Raw genomic sequence first — 19012 nt, 5'->3', positions numbered from 1 at the left:
ATGGGTCCGGGAGAACGGGGGGAAGGCCTTCACTTAGCGAAGCGCAGCATTCCAACATCAAACCTTGGGAACAACGAAACTCCCTCAATAATCACTAGAAATTTATCTATTTTTTTTGACTGACGACACATCCCGTACTCTGCCATGTAGACTGTAATTGTCATTCAGGGCTCCTTGCATTTTCATGAATGATTCCCATTTAATCTCATATACAATAAACTCATGAGACCCAATTTTCTCGCATATTTCGGCGTGGCGATTAGCGCAATTGTTGGAGTAACCCCGGCATTTTCAGCCGAATCGCAACAAGTAACATTTCAAGGCTCCCCAGTGAAAATTATGGGGAAATTTTTGTCCGTCGGAGAAAAAGCCCCAGACTTTAAGTTGGTTGATGGAGACTTGAACGAGGTAACCCTGTCCAAGTGGCATGGAAAAAGGAAAATCCTTAATATTTTTGTAAGCTCGGATACTCCAGTATGCGACGCATCAATTAGAAAATTCAATGAAACTGCGAGCAATCTAAAAAACACGGTAATCATTGGAATTTCAAGCGATTTGCCGTTCGCACAAAAACGATTTTGCTCCGCAAATGGAATAAACAATGTTTACATGCTGTCAGATTTCAGGTCGCCATCCTTCGGCCGCGATTACGGCGTAATGATTTCCGATGGCCCGTTGAGAGAGCTGCTTACTCGTGCTGTAGTGGTACTTGACGAAAACGATCGAGTTATTTATCGACAAATGGTATCGGAAATCACGCAAGAGCCCGATTACCAAAAAGTCATCGATTCCCTTAAGTGACCTCATAACCAACAGCGCCATCCAACCCCAAAAGTTCGGATGGCCTTTTGAATTTCATGACAAGATACAGCGAAACCCGGCAGGTTGAACTCTCAAAGTTAGCCATCCTAGTGGATTGGGAAAGATCAGACGGCTCCAGCGGAACGAATCCAGTGCAGCACGTCGTCAACCGTCTCGAGGAATTGCAGCGTTGAGTCCACATTTCCGAAGTCGACCTCCTTCAACAGCCCTCGCATGAGCTGGTTACTCTCTCCCACGCCTGAGAAGCTGTCCCGCGATTGTCGGTTATGCGTGGGAAGAACAGCTCTTGGAAGGGGTTCTACGCCGGAACCCCAGAAATTTCCGCCGTTTCACATTGTGAACATCAAGCGCAAGCGTGGAACCGAGTCTTGACGGCGTGAGTTACCGGTTTCCCCAACGATTGGATGCCATGCGCAGCAGCGTGGCATTGGCAGCGCGCAGATCGAACAATTCGGCCTCGAAGCCGAGGCCGACCCAGTTTCGGTAATGTTCAGCCTCTTCGCTATTCGGATCGTTGGATAGCGTACTCAAGAACGCGTCGTAGCCAGGCGGGCCGCCCACATCTTCCGGCGGGCACGCGCGAGCACCGTCGATGATCTGGGCCGCGCCCCACGGTTCGCTCCCAATGGTTTCCACTTTCTCAACGACGATGGTGTGATCCCAGCCATCTCCGAAGTCGTATCGATAGAGGAAGCGCGAGCCAGGTTTCAGGACCTTCTGCAGTCGAACTTTCCGGTCATCGGCACTCGTATCCGGGTCGGCGAAGTCCAGTATGTCGTCTATCTCGAGCATGGCGTAGGTCGTGCCGTCAATCAAGAAGTCGTGCAGGTGAGTGTCTTCCCAGCCAAACGCTGCCTGCAGGATATGGTGCAGTTTGCGAAGCGACTCGGTTCCTTCGACCTCGATCCGGCGCCAGATGGGCGGTTCAATGTGTTGGAGCTGTACGTGCAAGGTAAAGCGCTGGAATGATTTCGCCATCTGATCTCCTGGGCAATGGGGAAAGCTCGCGGCATAGAGCAACCGTTTCCGGCCTGCCTGTGCGGCGTGTCGCCGTCGAGCACCAAGGTTATTCGTCGTCGAGCTCGAACAGCGCGCGATCGGCTGGCCGCGACAGATAGTCGTCCATCATCGCGCGGAAATCTGCTTCATCCCACTCACCGCGATCGACACGCCGCAGCAACGCCTCGCCGGCCAGCATGATCTTTCGCTCGCGATCAGCGCGCGATTGCTTGAGCTGCTGGCGCTGCGCCTTGGCGGCCGTTTTGCGTGCCACTTTCAGTTCCTGGAGCTTCTCGTCTGTCGCATCGAGACGACGTTTCAGCATGTTCATGCTGGCACCCTGTTCGAAGAAGCGGTTTGCACGGGAAACCGGCGCGCCGGCGTGCGTCGGATCGTGACATTCGAGCCGTACTGTTCCGCCCAGGTGCGTACCGCGGCTTCGACGTCAACTGTCTGCGGCATACGCCCCAACACTTCCATCGTCCAGCCGCCCAGCCGCTTTGGCGCGATATACGCCGGTCGCCAACTGCCGTCGGCCAGGATCTCAATCACGAACAGCGACGTGTCGACGCTCAGTCGCCAGGTGTCGACCACGGCTGGGGGTAAAAGGCCACTGGGCTGGGGCATCGTGTTCCACCGTATTAGGAGTAAGGGATTCCGACGCGGGACCGCCGAAAATTTCGTCACTCCAATTCTAGCCCGGCGACGAGCGCGTCCAGGTCGATTTTGTTGTCGCTTTGGAAGGTGTAATGCCCGTTCAGCAGGATATGCCGCCAGGCCGCCGGCGATATCTGCGTGAGCCGCGCCAGTGCCTTGGTGTTGTCACTGGCTTCCCACTTCGTCAGTAGCCGCGACAGAATCGCCGAGTTGTAGAAGATGATCACGTTGGCGATCAGCCGGGCGCACTGGTTGCTGATCTCGATTTCGATGTCGGTGCGGCCCGTCAATTCCTTCTTGCCGCCAACCTGGGCGATGGTCGAACGAAGCTGATGGTAGGACTCGAGGCGGTTTTGCGAGCGATGCACGTTTCGCTCAAGCTGCGGATCGCGCAGGTAGCGCAACGTGTAGATGCTGCGGATGAGCTTGTCGAACTCGAAGATCGCGCGGCGCGTTGGGTTTTCCTGCGAGTAGGTGCATAGTTTGCGAATCAGCGAGCCTTGCGTGATTTCTTTGAGACCCAGCGTCGCGACGATCTGATCGATATTCGCCTTCTCGCTGACAATGAGCGTCCGGTCGATTTGTCCGACCGGCTGAATCAGACATTTCTCGTACAGCCCCGGGTCGTCGATGCAATACAGTTCCTGCAGCTGGTCATCGAGGTTTGTGAAGCGCGGCTCGAAACGCAGCCCGAACCAGTACAGGATGGCGAAGTTGGCCTTGTTGATGCTGTGCATGTCGCCGGTGATCGCAGTCGGCACGATATCGGACGTGTTGCGGTACCAGATGTCAAACACGTGATGCGCTTCGTATTCGTGCGCGCCGATCAGATAGCCGTTCAACGGGACGTGATTGCACAGCAGCGTGTAGGCGACAACGCCCTTGCCGCGTCCGAAATATTTGCGAGAGTAACGCGCCTTCACGGTCGGTCGCTCGACGCCGAATTTTTGACCATCGACGGCACCGTACAGCGCATCGAGATCGAACGAGTAGTGAGGGAAGATCGGCAGCGCGGCGATGGCGTTACTGATGCAGTCATTGGCAGCATGCAGCGTCGCCTGACGCAGATACTGCTGGTAGGTACTGTCCAGCACGTGATACGGAATGTCGCTGGTGCGCGCCATGACCTGGTTGCCATGATTCATGGCCTGGGCGATGATCACCGCCATCAGGCTATCGGCGTCGGCTACCTTCTTCGCGTAGCGCGGCTGCAATGGCGTCAGCGCCGACAGGAACTGGCACTGGCCATTGACGAAGCGGAACACGTCGGCGACATCGCAGAACGGCAGTTGCTCGTAGAATGCCTGCTCACGCACCTTCTGGTTCTCGGTTTTCGGTTTGCGCCAGATCAGTTTCTGCGTATCTTTGTCGTATTCTAGGTGCGTCAGCTTGCCCTGTTTCAGCTCTCGGTTGAAGGCCAGCCACTGGGTATGCAACTCGGCCGCCAGCGCATCGAGTTGGGCATCGATGGGCTGCCGCAGGAACGGGATATCCATCTGCGCCAGTGCATCGGCCTTCTCGTTCATCGAAACCAGCTCGTCGGAGAAGTGCCGATGTTGCAGGCTGTCGTCGAGGTAGATTTCACCCGACTGGAAGCGCTTCCGGATCTGCCGGTACAACCAGAATTCGTAGCGATCGGCATGCAAGCCGGTCGTCTGACCATCCGCGCCGAAGATCAGCAGGTACGGTCGCAAGCGCTTCGGCAGGGTAGCCGCGGGACATTCGGCGAGCGGTCGTTGTGACAGGCGCTGCTGTTTGGCAAACACCCCTTTGACCCAGGCCAGCGCCGCGAGCCACGGGTTGTCTGGAGACGTGCCGACGAAGTCCAGCTCGACGTACAAGGGACGCAAGTGCCGACGAATGCGTTTGGCCAGACCGTTCACCGACAACCAGTGTAGCGCCAGTTGGCTCAGCGGCTTGACCGTCATGCGTTGCGCCGTGTTTTGCAGCACGTCCTTGGCCATGATCTTGTAGGCACGCTGACGTACCTCGCCAAACGGTGTCGGATCGGCTACGCTGTCGTCCACATAGAGCGATGGCAGACGGCCGATCTGCGGTGTTTCTCGATGACGCTTTACTTGTTCGGCGATGAGGGACTGTTTCGCGCCCTCGCTGCTTTCTTCCTCGAGCTGCTTCATGTGGAAGGCCATCGCATCGACCAGATTGTCGGTGAGTTGTCGGAAGCGCACCCAGGCATAGCACAGCAGGTAGAGCTGCGTCTGGTCCGCCTTCAGGTTGCGCAAGTCGTGGACGGTATAGAAATTCGCCAAGCTCGCGTAGTACAGCACGTTCTGTTGCGAGATACCCAGCCGAGGTAGCAGCGTCTTGGCGATTTCGTATAACGGCTGCAGCGTGGCGCGCTTCTCGCGCTCGCGGACCATCTGACGCCAGCCGAAATCCTTGGCATCCTGTTTCAGCGCCGCCAGTTGTGACAGAGTGTCATCGCGGACCAAGAGCTGGTCCAGCACGGCTCGGGGCGACTCGTCCAATACGCCTGTGAGCAGGTCGCCCAGCCGCCGACGTTCGGCGGACAGGGCTTCGCTAACCAGTTCTTGCAAGGTCGTGTAGCCGGGCCGGATCATCTTGTGCTCGTTGAGCCACACGATGAGCTCGGCGGCGACGAATCCCGGCGTCACGTCGCGACGTACGATCTGCGCGGCCTGCTGTGCGAGTTGCGGCAGGAAGGCGGCCACCCACGGGCAATAACCGTACAGTTCGGCTATCAGCTCTCGCTGAGCGTAGTACTCGTGCCGGGTAATCGACTTGCGTTCGAATGACTCGTCGTGAAAATAGCGGCTCAGCACGAAATCGTAGTCGTCCTCGACTTCGTCCCAGTCGAAGCGGAAGAAGGCATGCTTGGCCTTGAAGTAGCCGATCTGCAAGACGCAATGGATCTGCGCAGATGTGGACGGCCGGCTGCTGGCAAGCGACAGCTCGGATTCGGTCAATGCCAGGTATTCCAGCTGCTGCGCATCGTCGAAATCAGGCAGGCCGTACAGGGCTTCTTGTTCGGCGGCGGAAAAGACGCTGAGCAGCTTATTCTTGTTGGTCATCGACTACGCATCTCCACGCAACGTCAGCGACTTCGATTCGTTAGGCCATCATCTGGGGGCACGGCGAAAACATTGAGATTTCACATTCTACAGAGATAAGATTTATTATCTCTGTACTGCTATTTTTGTACCAAACTACCTTTACTGAAAATGCCCCGACACCTGCCCACGCCAGACGGCTTCCCGGATACCGACACCCTGGCCGCCCTGCGTGTCTGGTACGAGGGCGCATCCTCGCGTGAGGCTGTCCACCGGTATCGGCGAGATCGGCTCAGCCATAGCCAGTCAGCCCGCGGCGTCATCGGCCAGATCCGCCGGCAGCTTGCACTTTATGCCCGTAACCGGCAGCGGGCAGATCTGGCAACGCTGTTCGAGTGCCCGGCCCACGAGCGCCAGCATCATGCTCGCGCCACCGTGCAGGCTGTCGAGACGCTGCGCAGACTGCCTCTACAAACGCCGCAGATCAGCGACGACATTGCACATTGGCTGGCGGATCGTGCCGTCCGCGCCCTGTACGCGGCCGGCATCAGGACCCTGGCCGATCTCACGGTACGGATTCCTCGTCGTCGGCAGTGGTGGACCGTCATTCCGGGTCTCGGCACAGCCAGCGCTAAAGGAATCGAAACCTTCTTTGCCGAGCACCCGGCGCTCACCGAGCGAGCCCGCGCCCTGATCGTCGCAGATCGGCAGTCAGCCGTGACGCCTTGGGAGCAACTACGGCTACCGCACGAGGTCGACGGATCTGCTGGTGCCTTCCGTGCGCCGGTGTCGAACTGCATCCTGGGTGTCGACAACGATTACGACGCCATCCAGGCTTGGCTTGCGTTGCATGAATCGCCGGCCACGCAGCGCGCCTACCGCAAGGAAGCCGAACGACTGATTCGCTGGGCCATCGTTGCTCGCAGCAAGGCGCTGTCTTCGCTGACCACACGGGATGCAACCGATTACCGGGCGTTTCTGCGCAGACCCACACCGCGCGAACGCTGGGTCGGACCGCCGCAGCCGCGCACCTCACCGGAGTGGCGCCCGTTCGTCGACAACCTCTCGGCTCGTTCGATTGCCCATGCGCTCGCCGTGCTCAGCGCCCTGTTCCGCTGGCTGGTGGAGCAGCGTTATGTTGTGGCCAACCCCTTTGCCGGCATCAAGGTACGCGGGAGCAAGCGCGCCATGTCCTTGGAAACCGCGCACGCCTTCACCGAAGGAGAATGGCTGCTCACGCGCACCATCGCCAACGGGCTCGAGTGGTCATACGGCTGGCAGGCTGCCGCCGCGCAGCGACTGCGTTTCATGCTGGATTTCGGTTACGCGACGGGACTGCGGATCAGCGAGCTGGCCAATGCCACCCTGCGAAACATCGAGGTCGACGCCGGCGGCGATCACTGGCTTCACGTCACCGGTAAAGGCGGCAAGCCAGCCAGGGTGACCTTGACACCGCTCGCGCGCGCCGCGCTGGACCGGTACCTCCAGGAGCGGGGCTTGGCGGTGAGCCGGGCTCGCTGGAATCCGGCCACGGCGCTGATCGGCAGCCTCGACGACGGCGATGCGGGCATCAAGCCCCTGCGCCTGTGGGAAGTCATGCGTCGGTTCTTCCGGCACGCTGCGCAGATCATTGAAAGCGACCATCCGACGCTGGCCGAGAAACTCCGCCAGGCGACGCCGCACTGGATGCGCCACACCCATGCAACCCACGCGATTGCGAAGGGCGTCGAGCTGAGCGCCGTACGAGATAACCTGCGTCATGCATCGATTTCGACCACGTCGATTTACTTGCATACCGACGATGTCAAGCGGGCACGGCAGTTCGGGCAGGCATTTACCGATTGAGTTACTCGCTCGCCACCTCAGCCAACAAGTAGATCGATGTTCACAATGTGAGATGACGGAAATTTCTGGGGTTCCGGCGTAGAACCCCTTTATCCCGGCATGTCCCCTTCTCCGTAGCCACCTTCGACTCTTCCTGTGCAGCCTCCGACACCGTGTGGGTCTTCTATCTGCGCAGGTTTGGTGTCAACGAGGGATTTGAACTCCGGCTACGCCCACTGCAACCGGCTTAGAGTACGATTTTTCCGCTTTCTGCGACGTCCCCATGTACTCGAGCGTATTGCAGATCACCCGGTCAACTGTGACCGTTTCGAGGTTGGCGGAGCGCCTCGGCGTTGGAGACAACGGCTGCCCCGTTAGGGGCAGCGATGGTGTGGGTTAATGTGTTGTTGCCGGTATATTAACTCAATGCGCTAACAAAAAGTCTATCTCGGGAATCGAGACCTACGGCCTCCCAACCTTCACCAGTGAGTTTGACGGAGCGCTGTTGCAGTTTCCCCGTCTTGTCCAAGCTTGATGCCGTCATTGGGAATACCTTCTGGACAGCCTGGTCTGCAGTCCACGTAACCGGCAGCAGTTCATAATTCGGAGCAGGGTTACTACTCTCCCGCCATCGCCTGCATGACTCGCAATGTTGCGAGCAGGAGCTGGTATTCCAGATCCTTGCGCGCCATGTCCGCATTTCTTGCTGCCTGGCGAGCGTCGAGCAGCACTTGAAGATTGTCTTGACCTGCTTGGTAGCGCCGTTCTACGGATAGTTCGACCTGTCGCGCCCTTGAGCTTGCTTGATTCCGCCATGTCAGCTGACTTCGAGTTCGGTGTTCGGTCTCTACGGCATTCTCCACCTCCATGATTGCCTTATGAAATTTATATATGAATTCTTGCCCCACTTCTTCGTATTTTTGCTGCTCCTTGAGCACCGCGTAGCGATTTTTTCTAAATTGCAAGAACGGAAGAGTGAGTTGCGCTCCGAGTGTGCCAATTGGGTTTCCAAGTACATCTCCAAAGGTGCGACTATTGCCGCCCACGACACTGCCCCCAAGCAAGATCGTTGGATAAAAACTCTTGCGTTTCACTTCTGCATTGGCATACGCTTGCCTCAGCTTTGCTTCCGCAGACTGTAGGTCCGGACGTCTCGCGAGCACAGCTGCCGGTCGTTGAAGCACAATGTGTGGGATTGTCGATGGTGATGATAATCCGTGGGGCTCATAGCGTTCACTCTCACCGGCTTGGTCGTTAAGTAGACTTTCGAGGTTGAGGCGTGCCGTACTTAGCTGCAACTGAAGGTGAACCATTCCTGCCTGCTGCTCAGCAAAATCGACGGTGGCGCGATTTACGTCAGCGGAGCTTCCTACTCCCTGCTCTTCACGGGCCAGAGAGAGTTTGAGCACAGTTTCGGCCCGCTCGATGTTCTCACGTTGGGCCGCTATCTTATCTTTTGCGAGTCCGATTGCCCAATATGACTCAATTACGCTGGCGACAATTGAAAGTGCTGCAGCACGTTTGTCATACTCATTCGCGCGTACGGCCCACTCTGCTCCATCAATTGCGCTGTCATATTTTCCCCATAAATCAAGCTCGTAGCCCACATCCAACTCACTAGAGTAAGACCTATCGCTAGGATCATTGTGATTGAGCGGTTTAGCAATGCTCCCGTAGAATGAAGTCGCGACTTCTGGAATCAATACGGTATTGAGAAGCTTAAGCTCGGTTCGAGCCTGTCGCACACGAGTTATCGAAATTGCGAGGTCTTCGTTCCTCTGTAAGGCGCGTTCTACAACGGCATTAAGAGATGGGTCTTTGTAAGATTCCCACCACATATCGTTCGTCGCGACGTCGGATGTGTATCGTACGGATTCGGCCGCATTCCATCGCTCAGGGATAGTAATCTCGGCGGTGATGCTTTCTACCGGGCGTGTAGCTGTGACGCATCCTGCTAAGGTAATCGAAAGTCCGATTAGTGTCGCCGTCAACTGAATTTTCAATGACATCTGACCCGCCCTATTCCGCTGCCAATGCCCGAACAGGACTCATCCGTGCTGCCCGAATTGCTGGTACGTAGCCAAACGTTAGTCCTACAAGACAGGACGAGATTATTCCGACAACTACCGAACCCCACGAGAAATTCACGGGAATGTCCTGATTTACAATCGGAAGAAGTGCGGTAATTGCGATGGACATCACAATTCCAAGTGCTCCTCCCAACGTGCAAAGCAAGGAAGTTTCACTAAGAAACTGTGACAAAATATCTCGCGATCGAGCTCCCATCGCCATTCTTAGTCCAATTTCGTAAGTCCGTTCAGAAACTGATACCAGCATCATGTTCATGACCCCTATTCCTCCCACCATAAGGGACACGACGGCAATTGCCAGAATCATGAGCGAAAATGTCCGTGCAGTTTGAATAATTGCTAACTGAATTTTTTCTAGTGATCTAGTGTAGAAATCGTGTTGACCTCGACTCAGTTCCAACAGCAAATTGATGCGCTTTTCCGCCAACGTGTTTGGCTCCCCAGGTGGGACCTTTGCAACAAGCGTGAGGTTGGAGATTGCACTTAGCCGATGTTTGAAGCTCGTGTATGGAATATATGCCTGTAATACAGGCCGAGAGTCCGGACCACTTGCGCCACCTTGTTCGACCCCCACAACTGTCAGCGTGAGTGGACCTGCTGAGATCTGCTTCCCTATCGCCTGTTTTTCGCTCCCAAACAATCGCTCGCGAAGACTTTGATCGATAACAATGACAGGCAATGCATGTTCGACATCTTTTCCTGAAAAGAAGGCGCCCTCTTTCAAGGTCCGCAGGTATATCTGTGGATATTGTTCGTTGACACCGTGAATTAATACTCGAAATGCCTTCTCGCCCGAACGCACGGTAGTTGAATACGTCGCAACAGGCGAAACCGCAGATAGTCCGGCATGATTGTGCAACAGATTGATATCGGACTCACCAAAACCACCAAATTTATTCGCACTAATATCCCCAATATCCTTCCCCCTCACAATCTCAATGACGTTTGGTCCCAAACGCTCGATGTTTTTCAATACACGAATTTTCGCCCCGTCACCAACGGCTACCACACTAGCTACCGCACTAATACCAATAGCAACTCCTAGAGTTGTCAAAAAGCTCTGTAGAGGAACCCTGGAAACAATATAAGCAGCCTCACGCACATTCATCCGTAACTGATCGATCCCTCTCCCAGCCCAATTAGCATGCTTCTGCGTCCTGGTGTGGAGTCGACCATCGCGCGTAGGTGCGGCAGAAACGTCGCTGACGATGTGGCCATCCTCAATCTGCACCACTCGGTTTGCGAGTGAAGCGATCCTCGCGTCGTGTGTCACCAATACAATCGTGTGACCCGCTTCGTTCAATGAGAGAAATAAGTCCATTATCTGTCGGCCTGTGTTTGCATCGAGCGCTCCTGTTGGCTCATCCGCAAAAATGACCGAACCGCCGTTGGCGAGCGCTCGTGCAATAGCAACACGCTGTTGTTGACCGCCAGAGAGCTGTGAGGGGCGGTGAGCTTGGCGTGTCTCCAGGCCAACGCGCTTCAAACACTCAGACGCGATTCGCCTTGCCTCGGGGCGCGAATATCCGGCGTAAAGCAACGGAACGCAAACATTCTCGAGCGCCGACATGTGAGCGATAAGGTGATACCGCTGGAAAACGAATCCGAACAGTCGTCCTCGAATCCGTGCAACTGAGTCTGCGTCGAGATTGTTAATCACTTCGTCATCGACCCGATAATCTCCTTGGGATGGGGCGTCCAGAGCACCCAGAATGTGGAGCAAAGTGGATTTGCCAGATCCTGATATCCCTTTGATGGCAACGATTTCTCCCGCATGAATGCGGAGGTTTATGTTTGATAGCACGGTCAGTCTGCCCGCTTCCGTGTCGTGCCACCGAGAAACGTTGCTCAACTCGAGTACTGGTTTGGCGATGTACTGGTTCATTGAGTATTGCCTCGAGCATCTTCACTATCGATCATCGCTGTAGGACGATAACCGTCGACGGCCACATGTTCGCCCTCGCGCAGTCCCTTTTTGATTTCCACGCGTTCTTCGTCGATAACCCCCAATTGCACGTGTCGCTCTACGAACTGCTTTCCAGCTCTAACGGCAATCTTGGCAATCCCGTCATCAGATCGACTGCGAATAGCCGAGAGGGGAACCGATAACACATCCCGTACGACCCGCTTCTCGATGCGGACATCCGCGCTCATGAAAGGACGCAGCATATGGTCAGTGTTATCTACTTCAAATACGCCGTAGTAGTAGACCGGGCCTTCGATGCGTGAATTGTTGTCATCACCTGGACGCGTTGCCCGCAGCATATCCTGAGATATCTCGATTCTAAGAAGTTTGCCTTCGTATGTTCGCTGCGGCGCTCCGGTCACCGTAAAAAATGCTCGCATACCGGGTTTGATATCAATGACGTCTACTTCGGAAACGCGTGCGCGGACGCGCATTTTTTCAATGTTACCGACGACCATCAGCGTTGGCGAGCTCTGCGCTGAAACGATTGTTTGTCCATATTGGGCATTGACTGCCAACACTTCCCCATTGATTGGTGAGGTTATCCTGGTAAAAGTGCGACTCACCTCCGCGCTTCTCACATCTAACCGAGCTTGAACAATTTGTGATTTGACAATTTCCAGGTCCGCGGACGCACCGACCAGATCTACCTTCGCTTGGTCAAGTTCCGCTCGAGTGCTTGCGGATGCAACATATAGTCGTGACTGCCGCTGCCAAATGACTTCTCGATTTTTTTTCATTACACGTTTGGCATGCTCTTGAGCCTCTAGACTCAAAAGTGCCGCTTTGGCGCGATCCAGTGCTGCTTGTTGAAGCTCTGGGTCGATCAAAACAAGCTCCTGATCCTTAAGTACTTGATCACCTTGCTTTACTTTGACAGATTTTATTTGTCCATTCACCTGTGCACCTACCGCGACCATATCGACCGGCTCAAGCGTTGCAGTCGTGGAAACCGTCACAGCAATTTTACTTCGTACAACGACTGCCGTTTTACTTGAATTGGACAGGCCATCGACAGGCGAAAATGATCGTTCGTAAAAGATAGGAATCAAGGAAAACAAACACAATGAAGCGCAACAAAAAAAAATAATTAATTTATTTGTTTTTATGAATCCGATGAATTTCATTATTCAATATTTCGTGAAATTTCCGCAACGGTTCCATTGCAAACGCGATACACTTTATCAAATCGGTGCAGCTGCGAAGTCTCATGAGTTGAAACGATTATTGCATGTTTACTTTGCAAAATCGCATCGAATGTTGATTTTGCATTTTTCTCGTCAAGATTGGCTGTTGGCTCATCAAGTAGTATCAACGGTCGGTTGCTGCAAAGGGCTCTAGCAACCATCACGCGTTGAAGTTCACCCGACGAAAGATACGGATTCGCTGGTGTAAGTTCGGTCTTAGGACCATGAGGCAAGTTCTTTATAGCTGAGACAAGATCAAGTTGGGCGAGTAGTTTCTCTGCAAGTATCTTGTCTTTCGCGTTGTAGTCAGTGGATTCGGGAAGAAGCACGTTGTCAATTGCGGTTCCCGTTATTACGGTGGCATCCGCAAGTTGGCAGTAAGCCAGTTCGCGTAACGCCGATACTGGAGTGCTCCGACCGTCAAGTGTCAATTCACCACCTTGCGAGGGATAAAGCCCACCGATCAGCTTTAGAAAAGTACTTTTCCCATTTCCCGAAGATCCGATTAATGCTATCTTCTCGCCCACATTAACTTTGAATTGATTCAAACGCATGAAATATTCCGACCCATCATATCGGAATAGAAGGTTTTGTATTTCAAATTCTTTTTCAAATTTCGGCTTATCGATCGCAACCAACGTCTCGTCAATCCCGCAGATGAGATCTCGACTCCGTCGCACAAGAACGTCCTGTTCTCGGCCACGAATGATAGTATGATACAAGTTGGTAATTGAGTCGACGGCGATTTGCTTAAAAAAAATGAATGCAATTAAATTTCCAAATGAAATATCTTCGTGTTGCAGCATCCACGCGCCGACCATCAAAATAACAATTGACTCCACGTAACCGATGATTTTTGTCGCTGCTGCCTGCTGTACTTCGTAATTGGTAAGTTTTGATGCCACTTGATTGATGTTACCTTGACTCTCATTGAATCTGAGGGCACGATTGGCGCCAAGCGCTGCAGTCTTGACAGTCACAATGGTTTTCAGTGTTTCAATCACCAGATCACTTTGCCTTCCGGAGAGTTCCTCAAAACGCAAGAGCAATGGTGTTCGACGCGACAAGAAGTAGCGGTTGATCGCCCAATATACGACTATGGCACATAGCGTCAACAACGACAGGCGCACGCTAATTGCTAGCATCACAGCGACAGTGCAGCCTGACATGAGTGATTCGTGTTTAATTCCAAGGAGCGTTGCTCCCCGTGTCGAAACTAGCCGCCCATGAGAAGCAAATCTCTGGAGAATGTCCGCCACCGCTCGTTTTTCATAAAATGAAATCGGTTTTCGCAAAAGTTGCGTGAATAGCTCAGACATGCGAGCTTGAGCGATTGTGAGTGCTCCCTGATTCAGCCGTCGAGAGCAGGCGCTACTTACAAAAGTAGCAATCAACGCCACTAAGAGCGCCACCACGAATGGCACCCAATTACCATAGCGTTGCACCGGTGATGCATTATCGAGAATCGCGGAATAGAGCGTTGGAACGACGAGTGAAGCTAGACCTGCAATCATCCCTGCGATTAGCAGTCTACCTGAGCGCGGTAACGTAGTATTTTGCCAAGGTTTCCAAGCTGTTTGAGGCTTTCGCTTCTTAGAAAAAGACGGAATAGCCCTAGTCGTGTCAAGTATGAGCGCATACCCGGTCAGGGATTCACGGAGAAAGGCCAATGGAGTAACTGCCGAACCGGTTGCCGGATTAAAAATTCGTACAGACTTTCCACTCCGTTGAGAGCATAATACAAAGTGATTTCCGCCATAATGAAAAATTGCTGGCAACGGCACTGTTTCGAATTGATCTATTTCGAGGCGGACGGGAACTACAGGCACGCCATGTGCTTCCACAATTTCTTGCATCTGTAGCAAAGAAATCCCGGATGTCGACGCCGGTGCACGCCGTCTCAACTTTGACAGAGAAACATACCCACCCAAGGCGTCGATAAACATTGCGATGCACGCAAGCCCACATTCGGAGATTTCATCCTGGTATACCATTTCTGGTTTGCGAACCAAGAAGTCAAATGTTTTCATCAAAATGCCGATCTGAAGAATTGAAAGAGAATAGGGATGGTGAATGCCAAAATAACCAACTATCAGGGTAACGACGGATCGAGCGTTCGATTGTTAATGACAAGTTTTCGACTAACTCATTCGGTGCCAAAACATTTAGTATTTCAATATCGAAACCGTGCCGAGTCCACCGCAGACATACAAATATTGTGTGCGCACCGCTTAATCGCGATAACTCAATGATTCCGCTGTGAATGCGTGCTGCTCCTTCAAACAGTTTTGTATCGAGAGTTCTCATAGAAAATCCAAAAACTCTGTGGGTGATTTCTGGAGGAGCATCAGGGAACGATATCAATGTTATCTCGCCTTTTCTTAGGCGACGAATCGTGGTCAGCAACCGTGTGGAATCGCGTTCCAGAGGGTTTATTCTCTCAATCTCGATACCAACCTTTCTAAGCTTCTCTATATCTTCAGTTGGCGCAGATATGTCATCGTGAGCTGTGACAACGGCTACCGGACCATTGACAGCACGTGCGCATACTAGCGTCGCAAGCAGATCGGAATGCATGTGCATTGGCGCGAGAATTATTGGTCGCCCGGCCGGTTTCGCTTGATGTATTGCGTCGGTAAGTTTTTGGGCGCAATTCTCCAATTCCTGAATCAATTGCTTGTTGCGCAGATAAAATAGTGCTTCGAGGCGTGACTTGCAGATCCACGTATGCGAATGAGAGTGTTTCTCTATCGAAAAACCAAGCATCTTTCGATTCAATCGAGAGAAGAAATTTCGACGCCGCCCGCTCAAATTGATCGATGGAAAGAGATTCTCGAAATGAGGCAATCGCATAAATATTTGATATGGGAGCCTCCTTGAGAGCAAAACGAAAAATTTTTCTGTGAATATGTTTTTGATTGAACTCATCCATTTCGATATTTGACTCCAGTATTGATCCAATCTTCCAATAATCTCAAGCTCCGGATCTCTAGGCAAAGTCACGTAATTCGCTATTTTTGCGAAAATTCCATTAAATTTCATCCCGTTTTATAAATTTTTCAAGATAACAAAAAATCCATATAAATATTTAAATTTTTGAAATAATTAATTTTGAGATTTGCGCATTATAATGACCGCATTACAGCCACCGAAAGCAAATGAATTACTCATTGCGTACTCCAATTGAGCAGGTCTTCCTAGATTTGCTACGAAATCCCAGCCCTGAGTATCTTTATCGGCTTCAATCCAATTTATTGTGGGAGGTACTTTTTGACGAAGAAGCGCATGCACCACCGCCACCAGTTCTATCGCACCGCTCGCGCCGAGCGTATGACCATGGGCAGCCTTGGTGCTACTCACCAGAGGGCGCTTACTTTCATTACAAAAGACGAGGCCCATCGACGCACACTCCGCCGCGTCACCAGCGTTAGTTCCTGTGCCGTGCGCGTTGACGTAACCAATGTCATTTGACGAAATTCCGGCGCTTTCGATCGCGTTGCGAATGGCAACCTCTTGTCCGCGCACGTTTGGTCGTGTGATGTGAGAGCCGTCATTGCTAACGCCATACCCCACAACCTCTGCCAAAATATTCGCACCACGCCTTTTGGCGTGCTCCAATGATTCAAGAACGAACGATGCTGCCCCTTCGCCGAGACAGAATCCTTGTCTTCCCTTGCTGAAGGGACGACACCACGCTTGGCCATCGTCGTCGTCCTGGGACAGCACACGCATGTTTTGCCATCCTGCGACGACACCCGGAACGAGTGGGCATTCGCTGCCGCCAACGATAGCCACATCTCGCATTCCACTTCGGACACGGCCCCATGCTTCGCCGAATGCGATTGACGCGGACGAGCATGCGGTAGAGTACGTTAGACATTCGCCGCGAATCCCATAGCGGATCGAAATTTGTGCGGCAGGCGCATGTACCATTGCCGCCGGAATTATTGAAGACAGACCTATTGACGTAGATGTGCGGCCGCCATACATACGTTGATAAGCTAATTCCAACGATTCAAAACCACCACCACCGGTCCCCCAGAACACAGCGGCTTTGGGGAGTTCTTCTCGGTCGATTCCAGAGGATTGGATTGCGCAATCAGCTGCAAACATCGCGAACTGAGAGCCTCGGTCCAATCCCAGCAATTCAATCTTCGAGTAATGTTTTGTCGAGTCGAATTGCGCCCCCGCCACCGGGCTACAGAGATGCGGATATTCCTTTCGGGACACCGCAGTGCGCCCCATGTAAAGTGCGTCAAAGAACGTCTCGCCATCGTTTCCCAAACTGCTAACGATTCCCACGCCTGTTACGACAACGCGGTTCGCGGCTGCAATAAATTCACTCATTTTCTCGCGAGACCGGCCCCCCCCTTCCCTCGGTGACTTGCTGTTTAAGTAGCTCTGTGAAAACGATTGCCGAGAGATCTCGTAAATTCGACGGAAGTTCGTCGCCCGCACTGAAGCTTGGAAATTCAACTCCAAACTCCTCTTCAATTTTAATTTGCATTTCTAACATTGCAAGTGAATCAAATCTTCCATCGATATCTATAAAATTCAAATCAGAAATAATTTTTTCTTTGTCAATACCAAACGTCTCACTGACGAGATTTGCGATTTTTGTTCGAATTTCCTCGATGCTTGGGGGTTGTGACTTATCGTTTTTTGTCGTCATTTTATGAAAAATTGGGCATGCCGAATCGGCATGCCCCTTTTCCCTAAGTCAGAGTTATCAATGAAAATTAGCCTTTGCGCTGCGCAGTGCTACCTTTTTCCGTTTTTCCTGTATTACTATTCACGCAGCCAGCCTTATTCGGTTTAGTATCCCAGTAAAGAGTTCCGGCCGTATCCCAGCATTTGTAAATATAATCGCTTTGTTTGTTGGAATCAAACGAAATAATACCACCGACAACATTCGCCGCCTCATCATGAGGAATTACTTTAAAATTCATTTACCATCTCCACTGTTTGCGAGATCTCAGTATGGCTCTAATCAAGATGAAGGAGTCATAGAAAATTTTCGAAACTACCGCAAATTTTGACAAATTAAATGCACCCCGAATGATCGCCTCCTCCAAAAATTACCTGGAGCAGAGTACGCCTGACGGGCTGGAGTTTGCCAGCCAGGCACTGACGACGTGGGCGACGCAGAGGAGGCGCGTCGAGACGACGATGATCGATCCGACAAACGGTCGCGCAACTTCCGGCAACGAGAGAGAAAAATGGGAGGCAAGGCGTGAATGACCATCAAATCAGCGACATGATTGACTTGGGCACTTCATCTAAAAAATTTGAGATATATCTAGGCGACAAAAAGTTATCCCACATTAAAAGATTTGAAGGGCACGTAATTTCTGCCGCATTTGTCAACACTATTTAGATGAAAATCTATTTACCAAAATAAGGCGGTGTGATTTAATCGAATGGATATGAAAATATAATTCCCATCTCGCTTGACGATAGGTTGACTTATTGGGGTTCCATTTGAATACTTATTTCAATACAATTATTGCGGATGACCATCCGATATCAATTTGCGGAATCAATAGGGTTTTGAGTAAAGATGTTTTTAGCGTAGTAGGAACTGCCGTCACTGGGCGTGAGGTCCTGAGACAATTGTCGCAAAAGAAAGTTGACATTCTGATCTCCGATGTTCTTATGCCATTTGATGTCGCAGGTGATGAAAGGCCATTGCTTCTATTTGAAAGGATAAAAGTCGAATATCCTGATGTTGTCATTATTGCAATTACAATGTCACGGTCTAAAGCATTGCTTTTAAGGTTGTACGAAATTGGCGTATCTGGAATAATATTGAAAAATGAAGCCGCCTACCTTCTTCCCATGATATGCGAGGTGGCTTTAAAAAATGACGAACGAGAGCCCGTTTGCAGTCCGCAAAGTAAGATTATTATGTTTGGTCGTGGAATGTAATTTATATATTTCGCAACAATCTGAAAAATTAATATTGAAATATTCGCGGAAAATATCGCAATTTTATTGCGCTTCACGTGAATTGTTGTGGAATTTCAGAGCGCGCGCGACTGCCCCGAATTGTTTGAGCGCTTGCTCCGAAAACTGCCATGAAGTTGATTCGTTTGGAATTCATGAGCGAGTACTGAAATTAATATTCAGCGTTCTTCGATCCTTCGACCACGTTCGGGCAATTCGGATCGAGGCTGCAATGGCTTCTCGCGGCAATTCGAAGCGCTCGATTGCGGTTCACACGCCCGCCTTCGCGTTCGAGTTTCACATGCACAGAACGTGTGGGGAACCTTGACGCTACGGCAGTAGTAGATGCTTACACTTGCTTGATAGCCCACAAGCACGACGCGTGGGAAGGTGCCAGCGATCGGTCTATGGCTTGCCTCTTCAACTCGGGCGTGACCATTTTCTTTGTGGAGATATCCTGCAAGACCACCTTGTCCAGACTCGACTTGA

Annotated in this window: 15 protein-coding genes; 3 read left to right on the top strand and 12 right to left on the bottom strand. The window is 52.1% G+C overall.

Annotated features, from left to right (window positions below; translation table 11 throughout):
- The first annotated feature begins 222 nt into the window (after positions 1-222).
- Complete coding sequence (tpx, locus tag ACIQWO_RS26610; RefSeq protein ID WP_402830683.1) at positions 223-801, top strand: thiol peroxidase; 579 nt, start codon at positions 223-225, stop codon at positions 799-801.
- Positions 802-1203: 402 nt separating this feature from the next.
- Here the strand turns inward: tpx and ACIQWO_RS26605 are convergent, their stop codons facing one another.
- The 4 genes from ACIQWO_RS26605 to ACIQWO_RS26590 form a co-directional block, all read right to left on the bottom strand.
- Complete coding sequence (locus ACIQWO_RS26605; protein WP_402830680.1) at positions 1204-1800, bottom strand: plasmid pRiA4b ORF-3 family protein; 597 nt, start codon at positions 1798-1800, stop codon at positions 1204-1206.
- An 88-nt stretch (positions 1801-1888) separates the two neighbouring features.
- The gene (locus ACIQWO_RS26600) at positions 1889-2152 is read right to left on the bottom strand and encodes a hypothetical protein (RefSeq protein ID WP_402830678.1); all 264 of its coding nucleotides are present in this window, start codon (positions 2150-2152) and stop codon (positions 1889-1891) included.
- Complete coding sequence (locus ACIQWO_RS26595) at positions 2149-2448, bottom strand: hypothetical protein (RefSeq protein ID WP_402830675.1); 300 nt, start codon at positions 2446-2448, stop codon at positions 2149-2151. Before ACIQWO_RS26595 ends, ACIQWO_RS26600 begins: the two co-directional genes overlap by 4 nt.
- Before the next feature lie 56 nt (positions 2449-2504).
- Entirely contained in the window at positions 2505-5531 is a 3027-nt protein-coding gene (locus ACIQWO_RS26590; RefSeq protein ID WP_402830672.1) for a Tn3 family transposase, read from the bottom strand.
- Between the two features lie 150 nt (positions 5532-5681).
- On the opposite strand from ACIQWO_RS26590, the gene ACIQWO_RS26585 reads away from it, so the two are divergent.
- Positions 5682-7355, top strand: a complete 1674-nt coding sequence (locus tag ACIQWO_RS26585) for a phage integrase family protein (RefSeq protein WP_402830670.1) — start codon at positions 5682-5684, stop codon at positions 7353-7355.
- Between the two features lie 596 nt (positions 7356-7951).
- On the opposite strand, the gene ACIQWO_RS26580 is transcribed toward ACIQWO_RS26585, so the two are convergent.
- From ACIQWO_RS26580 to ACIQWO_RS26545, 8 genes are all read right to left on the bottom strand, one after another.
- Positions 7952-9343, bottom strand: a complete 1392-nt coding sequence (locus tag ACIQWO_RS26580) for a TolC family protein (RefSeq protein ID WP_402830667.1) — start codon at positions 9341-9343, stop codon at positions 7952-7954.
- A gap of 10 nt (positions 9344-9353) precedes the next feature.
- A complete protein-coding gene (locus ACIQWO_RS26575; protein ID WP_402830665.1) occupies positions 9354-11309 on the bottom strand; it encodes an ABC transporter permease in 1956 nt (651 codons plus the stop codon).
- A complete protein-coding gene (locus tag ACIQWO_RS26570) occupies positions 11306-12517 on the bottom strand; it encodes an efflux RND transporter periplasmic adaptor subunit (RefSeq protein ID WP_402830663.1) in 1212 nt (403 codons plus the stop codon). Before ACIQWO_RS26570 ends, ACIQWO_RS26575 begins: the two co-directional genes overlap by 4 nt.
- Complete coding sequence (locus tag ACIQWO_RS26565; RefSeq protein ID WP_402830660.1) at positions 12517-14607, bottom strand: peptidase domain-containing ABC transporter; 2091 nt, start codon at positions 14605-14607, stop codon at positions 12517-12519. Before ACIQWO_RS26565 ends, ACIQWO_RS26570 begins: the two co-directional genes overlap by 1 nt.
- A complete protein-coding gene (locus ACIQWO_RS26560; protein ID WP_402830658.1) occupies positions 14594-15619 on the bottom strand; it encodes a hypothetical protein in 1026 nt (341 codons plus the stop codon). The genes ACIQWO_RS26565 and ACIQWO_RS26560 overlap by 14 nt, the downstream gene beginning before the upstream one ends.
- Before the next feature lie 63 nt (positions 15620-15682).
- Positions 15683-16924: a beta-ketoacyl-[acyl-carrier-protein] synthase family protein gene (locus tag ACIQWO_RS26555; RefSeq protein WP_402830655.1), complete on the bottom strand. Its 1242-nt coding sequence runs from the start codon at positions 16922-16924 to the stop codon at positions 15683-15685.
- A complete protein-coding gene (locus ACIQWO_RS26550) occupies positions 16917-17249 on the bottom strand; it encodes an acyl carrier protein (RefSeq protein WP_402830652.1) in 333 nt (110 codons plus the stop codon). Before ACIQWO_RS26550 ends, ACIQWO_RS26555 begins: the two co-directional genes overlap by 8 nt.
- Positions 17250-17316: 67 nt before the next feature.
- The gene (locus ACIQWO_RS26545; protein ID WP_402830649.1) at positions 17317-17526 is read right to left on the bottom strand and encodes a hypothetical protein; all 210 of its coding nucleotides are present in this window, start codon (positions 17524-17526) and stop codon (positions 17317-17319) included.
- A gap of 532 nt (positions 17527-18058) precedes the next feature.
- Here ACIQWO_RS26545 and ACIQWO_RS26540 point away from each other — a divergent pair.
- Positions 18059-18505, top strand: a complete 447-nt coding sequence (locus ACIQWO_RS26540) for a response regulator transcription factor (protein WP_402830646.1) — start codon at positions 18059-18061, stop codon at positions 18503-18505.
- The last annotated feature ends 507 nt before the right edge of the window (positions 18506-19012 follow it).

The sequence above is a fragment of the Pandoraea sp. NPDC090278 genome (genome assembly GCF_044772185.1).
In the GTDB taxonomy this organism is placed as follows: domain Bacteria; phylum Pseudomonadota; class Gammaproteobacteria; order Burkholderiales; family Burkholderiaceae; genus Pandoraea.
This window is presented reverse-complemented; position numbering and strand designations above follow the sequence as displayed.

What these genes read in the sequence shown, in the direction of transcription:
- ACIQWO_RS26560 (WP_402830658.1), bottom strand. Translation starts at nt 15,619, where the DNA reads ATGAAATTTAATGGAATTTTCGCAAAAATAGCGAATTACGTGACTTTG.
- ACIQWO_RS26565 (WP_402830660.1), bottom strand. Translation starts at nt 14,607, where the DNA reads ATGAAAACATTTGACTTCTTGGTTCGCAAACCAGAAATGGTATACCAG.
- ACIQWO_RS26585 (WP_402830670.1), top strand. Translation starts at nt 5,682, where the DNA reads ATGCCCCGACACCTGCCCACGCCAGACGGCTTCCCGGATACCGACACC.
- ACIQWO_RS26595 (WP_402830675.1), bottom strand. Translation starts at nt 2,448, where the DNA reads ATGCCCCAGCCCAGTGGCCTTTTACCCCCAGCCGTGGTCGACACCTGG.
- ACIQWO_RS26545 (WP_402830649.1), bottom strand. Translation starts at nt 17,526, where the DNA reads ATGAATTTTAAAGTAATTCCTCATGATGAGGCGGCGAATGTTGTCGGT.
- ACIQWO_RS26580 (WP_402830667.1), bottom strand. Translation starts at nt 9,343, where the DNA reads ATGTCATTGAAAATTCAGTTGACGGCGACACTAATCGGACTTTCGATT.
- ACIQWO_RS26590 (WP_402830672.1), bottom strand. Translation starts at nt 5,531, where the DNA reads ATGACCAACAAGAATAAGCTGCTCAGCGTCTTTTCCGCCGCCGAACAA.
- ACIQWO_RS26600 (WP_402830678.1), bottom strand. Translation starts at nt 2,152, where the DNA reads ATGAACATGCTGAAACGTCGTCTCGATGCGACAGACGAGAAGCTCCAG.
- ACIQWO_RS26570 (WP_402830663.1), bottom strand. Translation starts at nt 12,517, where the DNA reads ATGAAATTCATCGGATTCATAAAAACAAATAAATTAATTATTTTTTTT.
- ACIQWO_RS26605 (WP_402830680.1), bottom strand. Translation starts at nt 1,800, where the DNA reads ATGGCGAAATCATTCCAGCGCTTTACCTTGCACGTACAGCTCCAACAC.
- ACIQWO_RS26555 (WP_402830655.1), bottom strand. Translation starts at nt 16,924, where the DNA reads ATGAGTGAATTTATTGCAGCCGCGAACCGCGTTGTCGTAACAGGCGTG.
- ACIQWO_RS26550 (WP_402830652.1), bottom strand. Translation starts at nt 17,249, where the DNA reads ATGACGACAAAAAACGATAAGTCACAACCCCCAAGCATCGAGGAAATT.
- ACIQWO_RS26575 (WP_402830665.1), bottom strand. Translation starts at nt 11,309, where the DNA reads ATGAACCAGTACATCGCCAAACCAGTACTCGAGTTGAGCAACGTTTCT.
- tpx (WP_402830683.1), top strand. Translation starts at nt 223, where the DNA reads ATGAGACCCAATTTTCTCGCATATTTCGGCGTGGCGATTAGCGCAATT.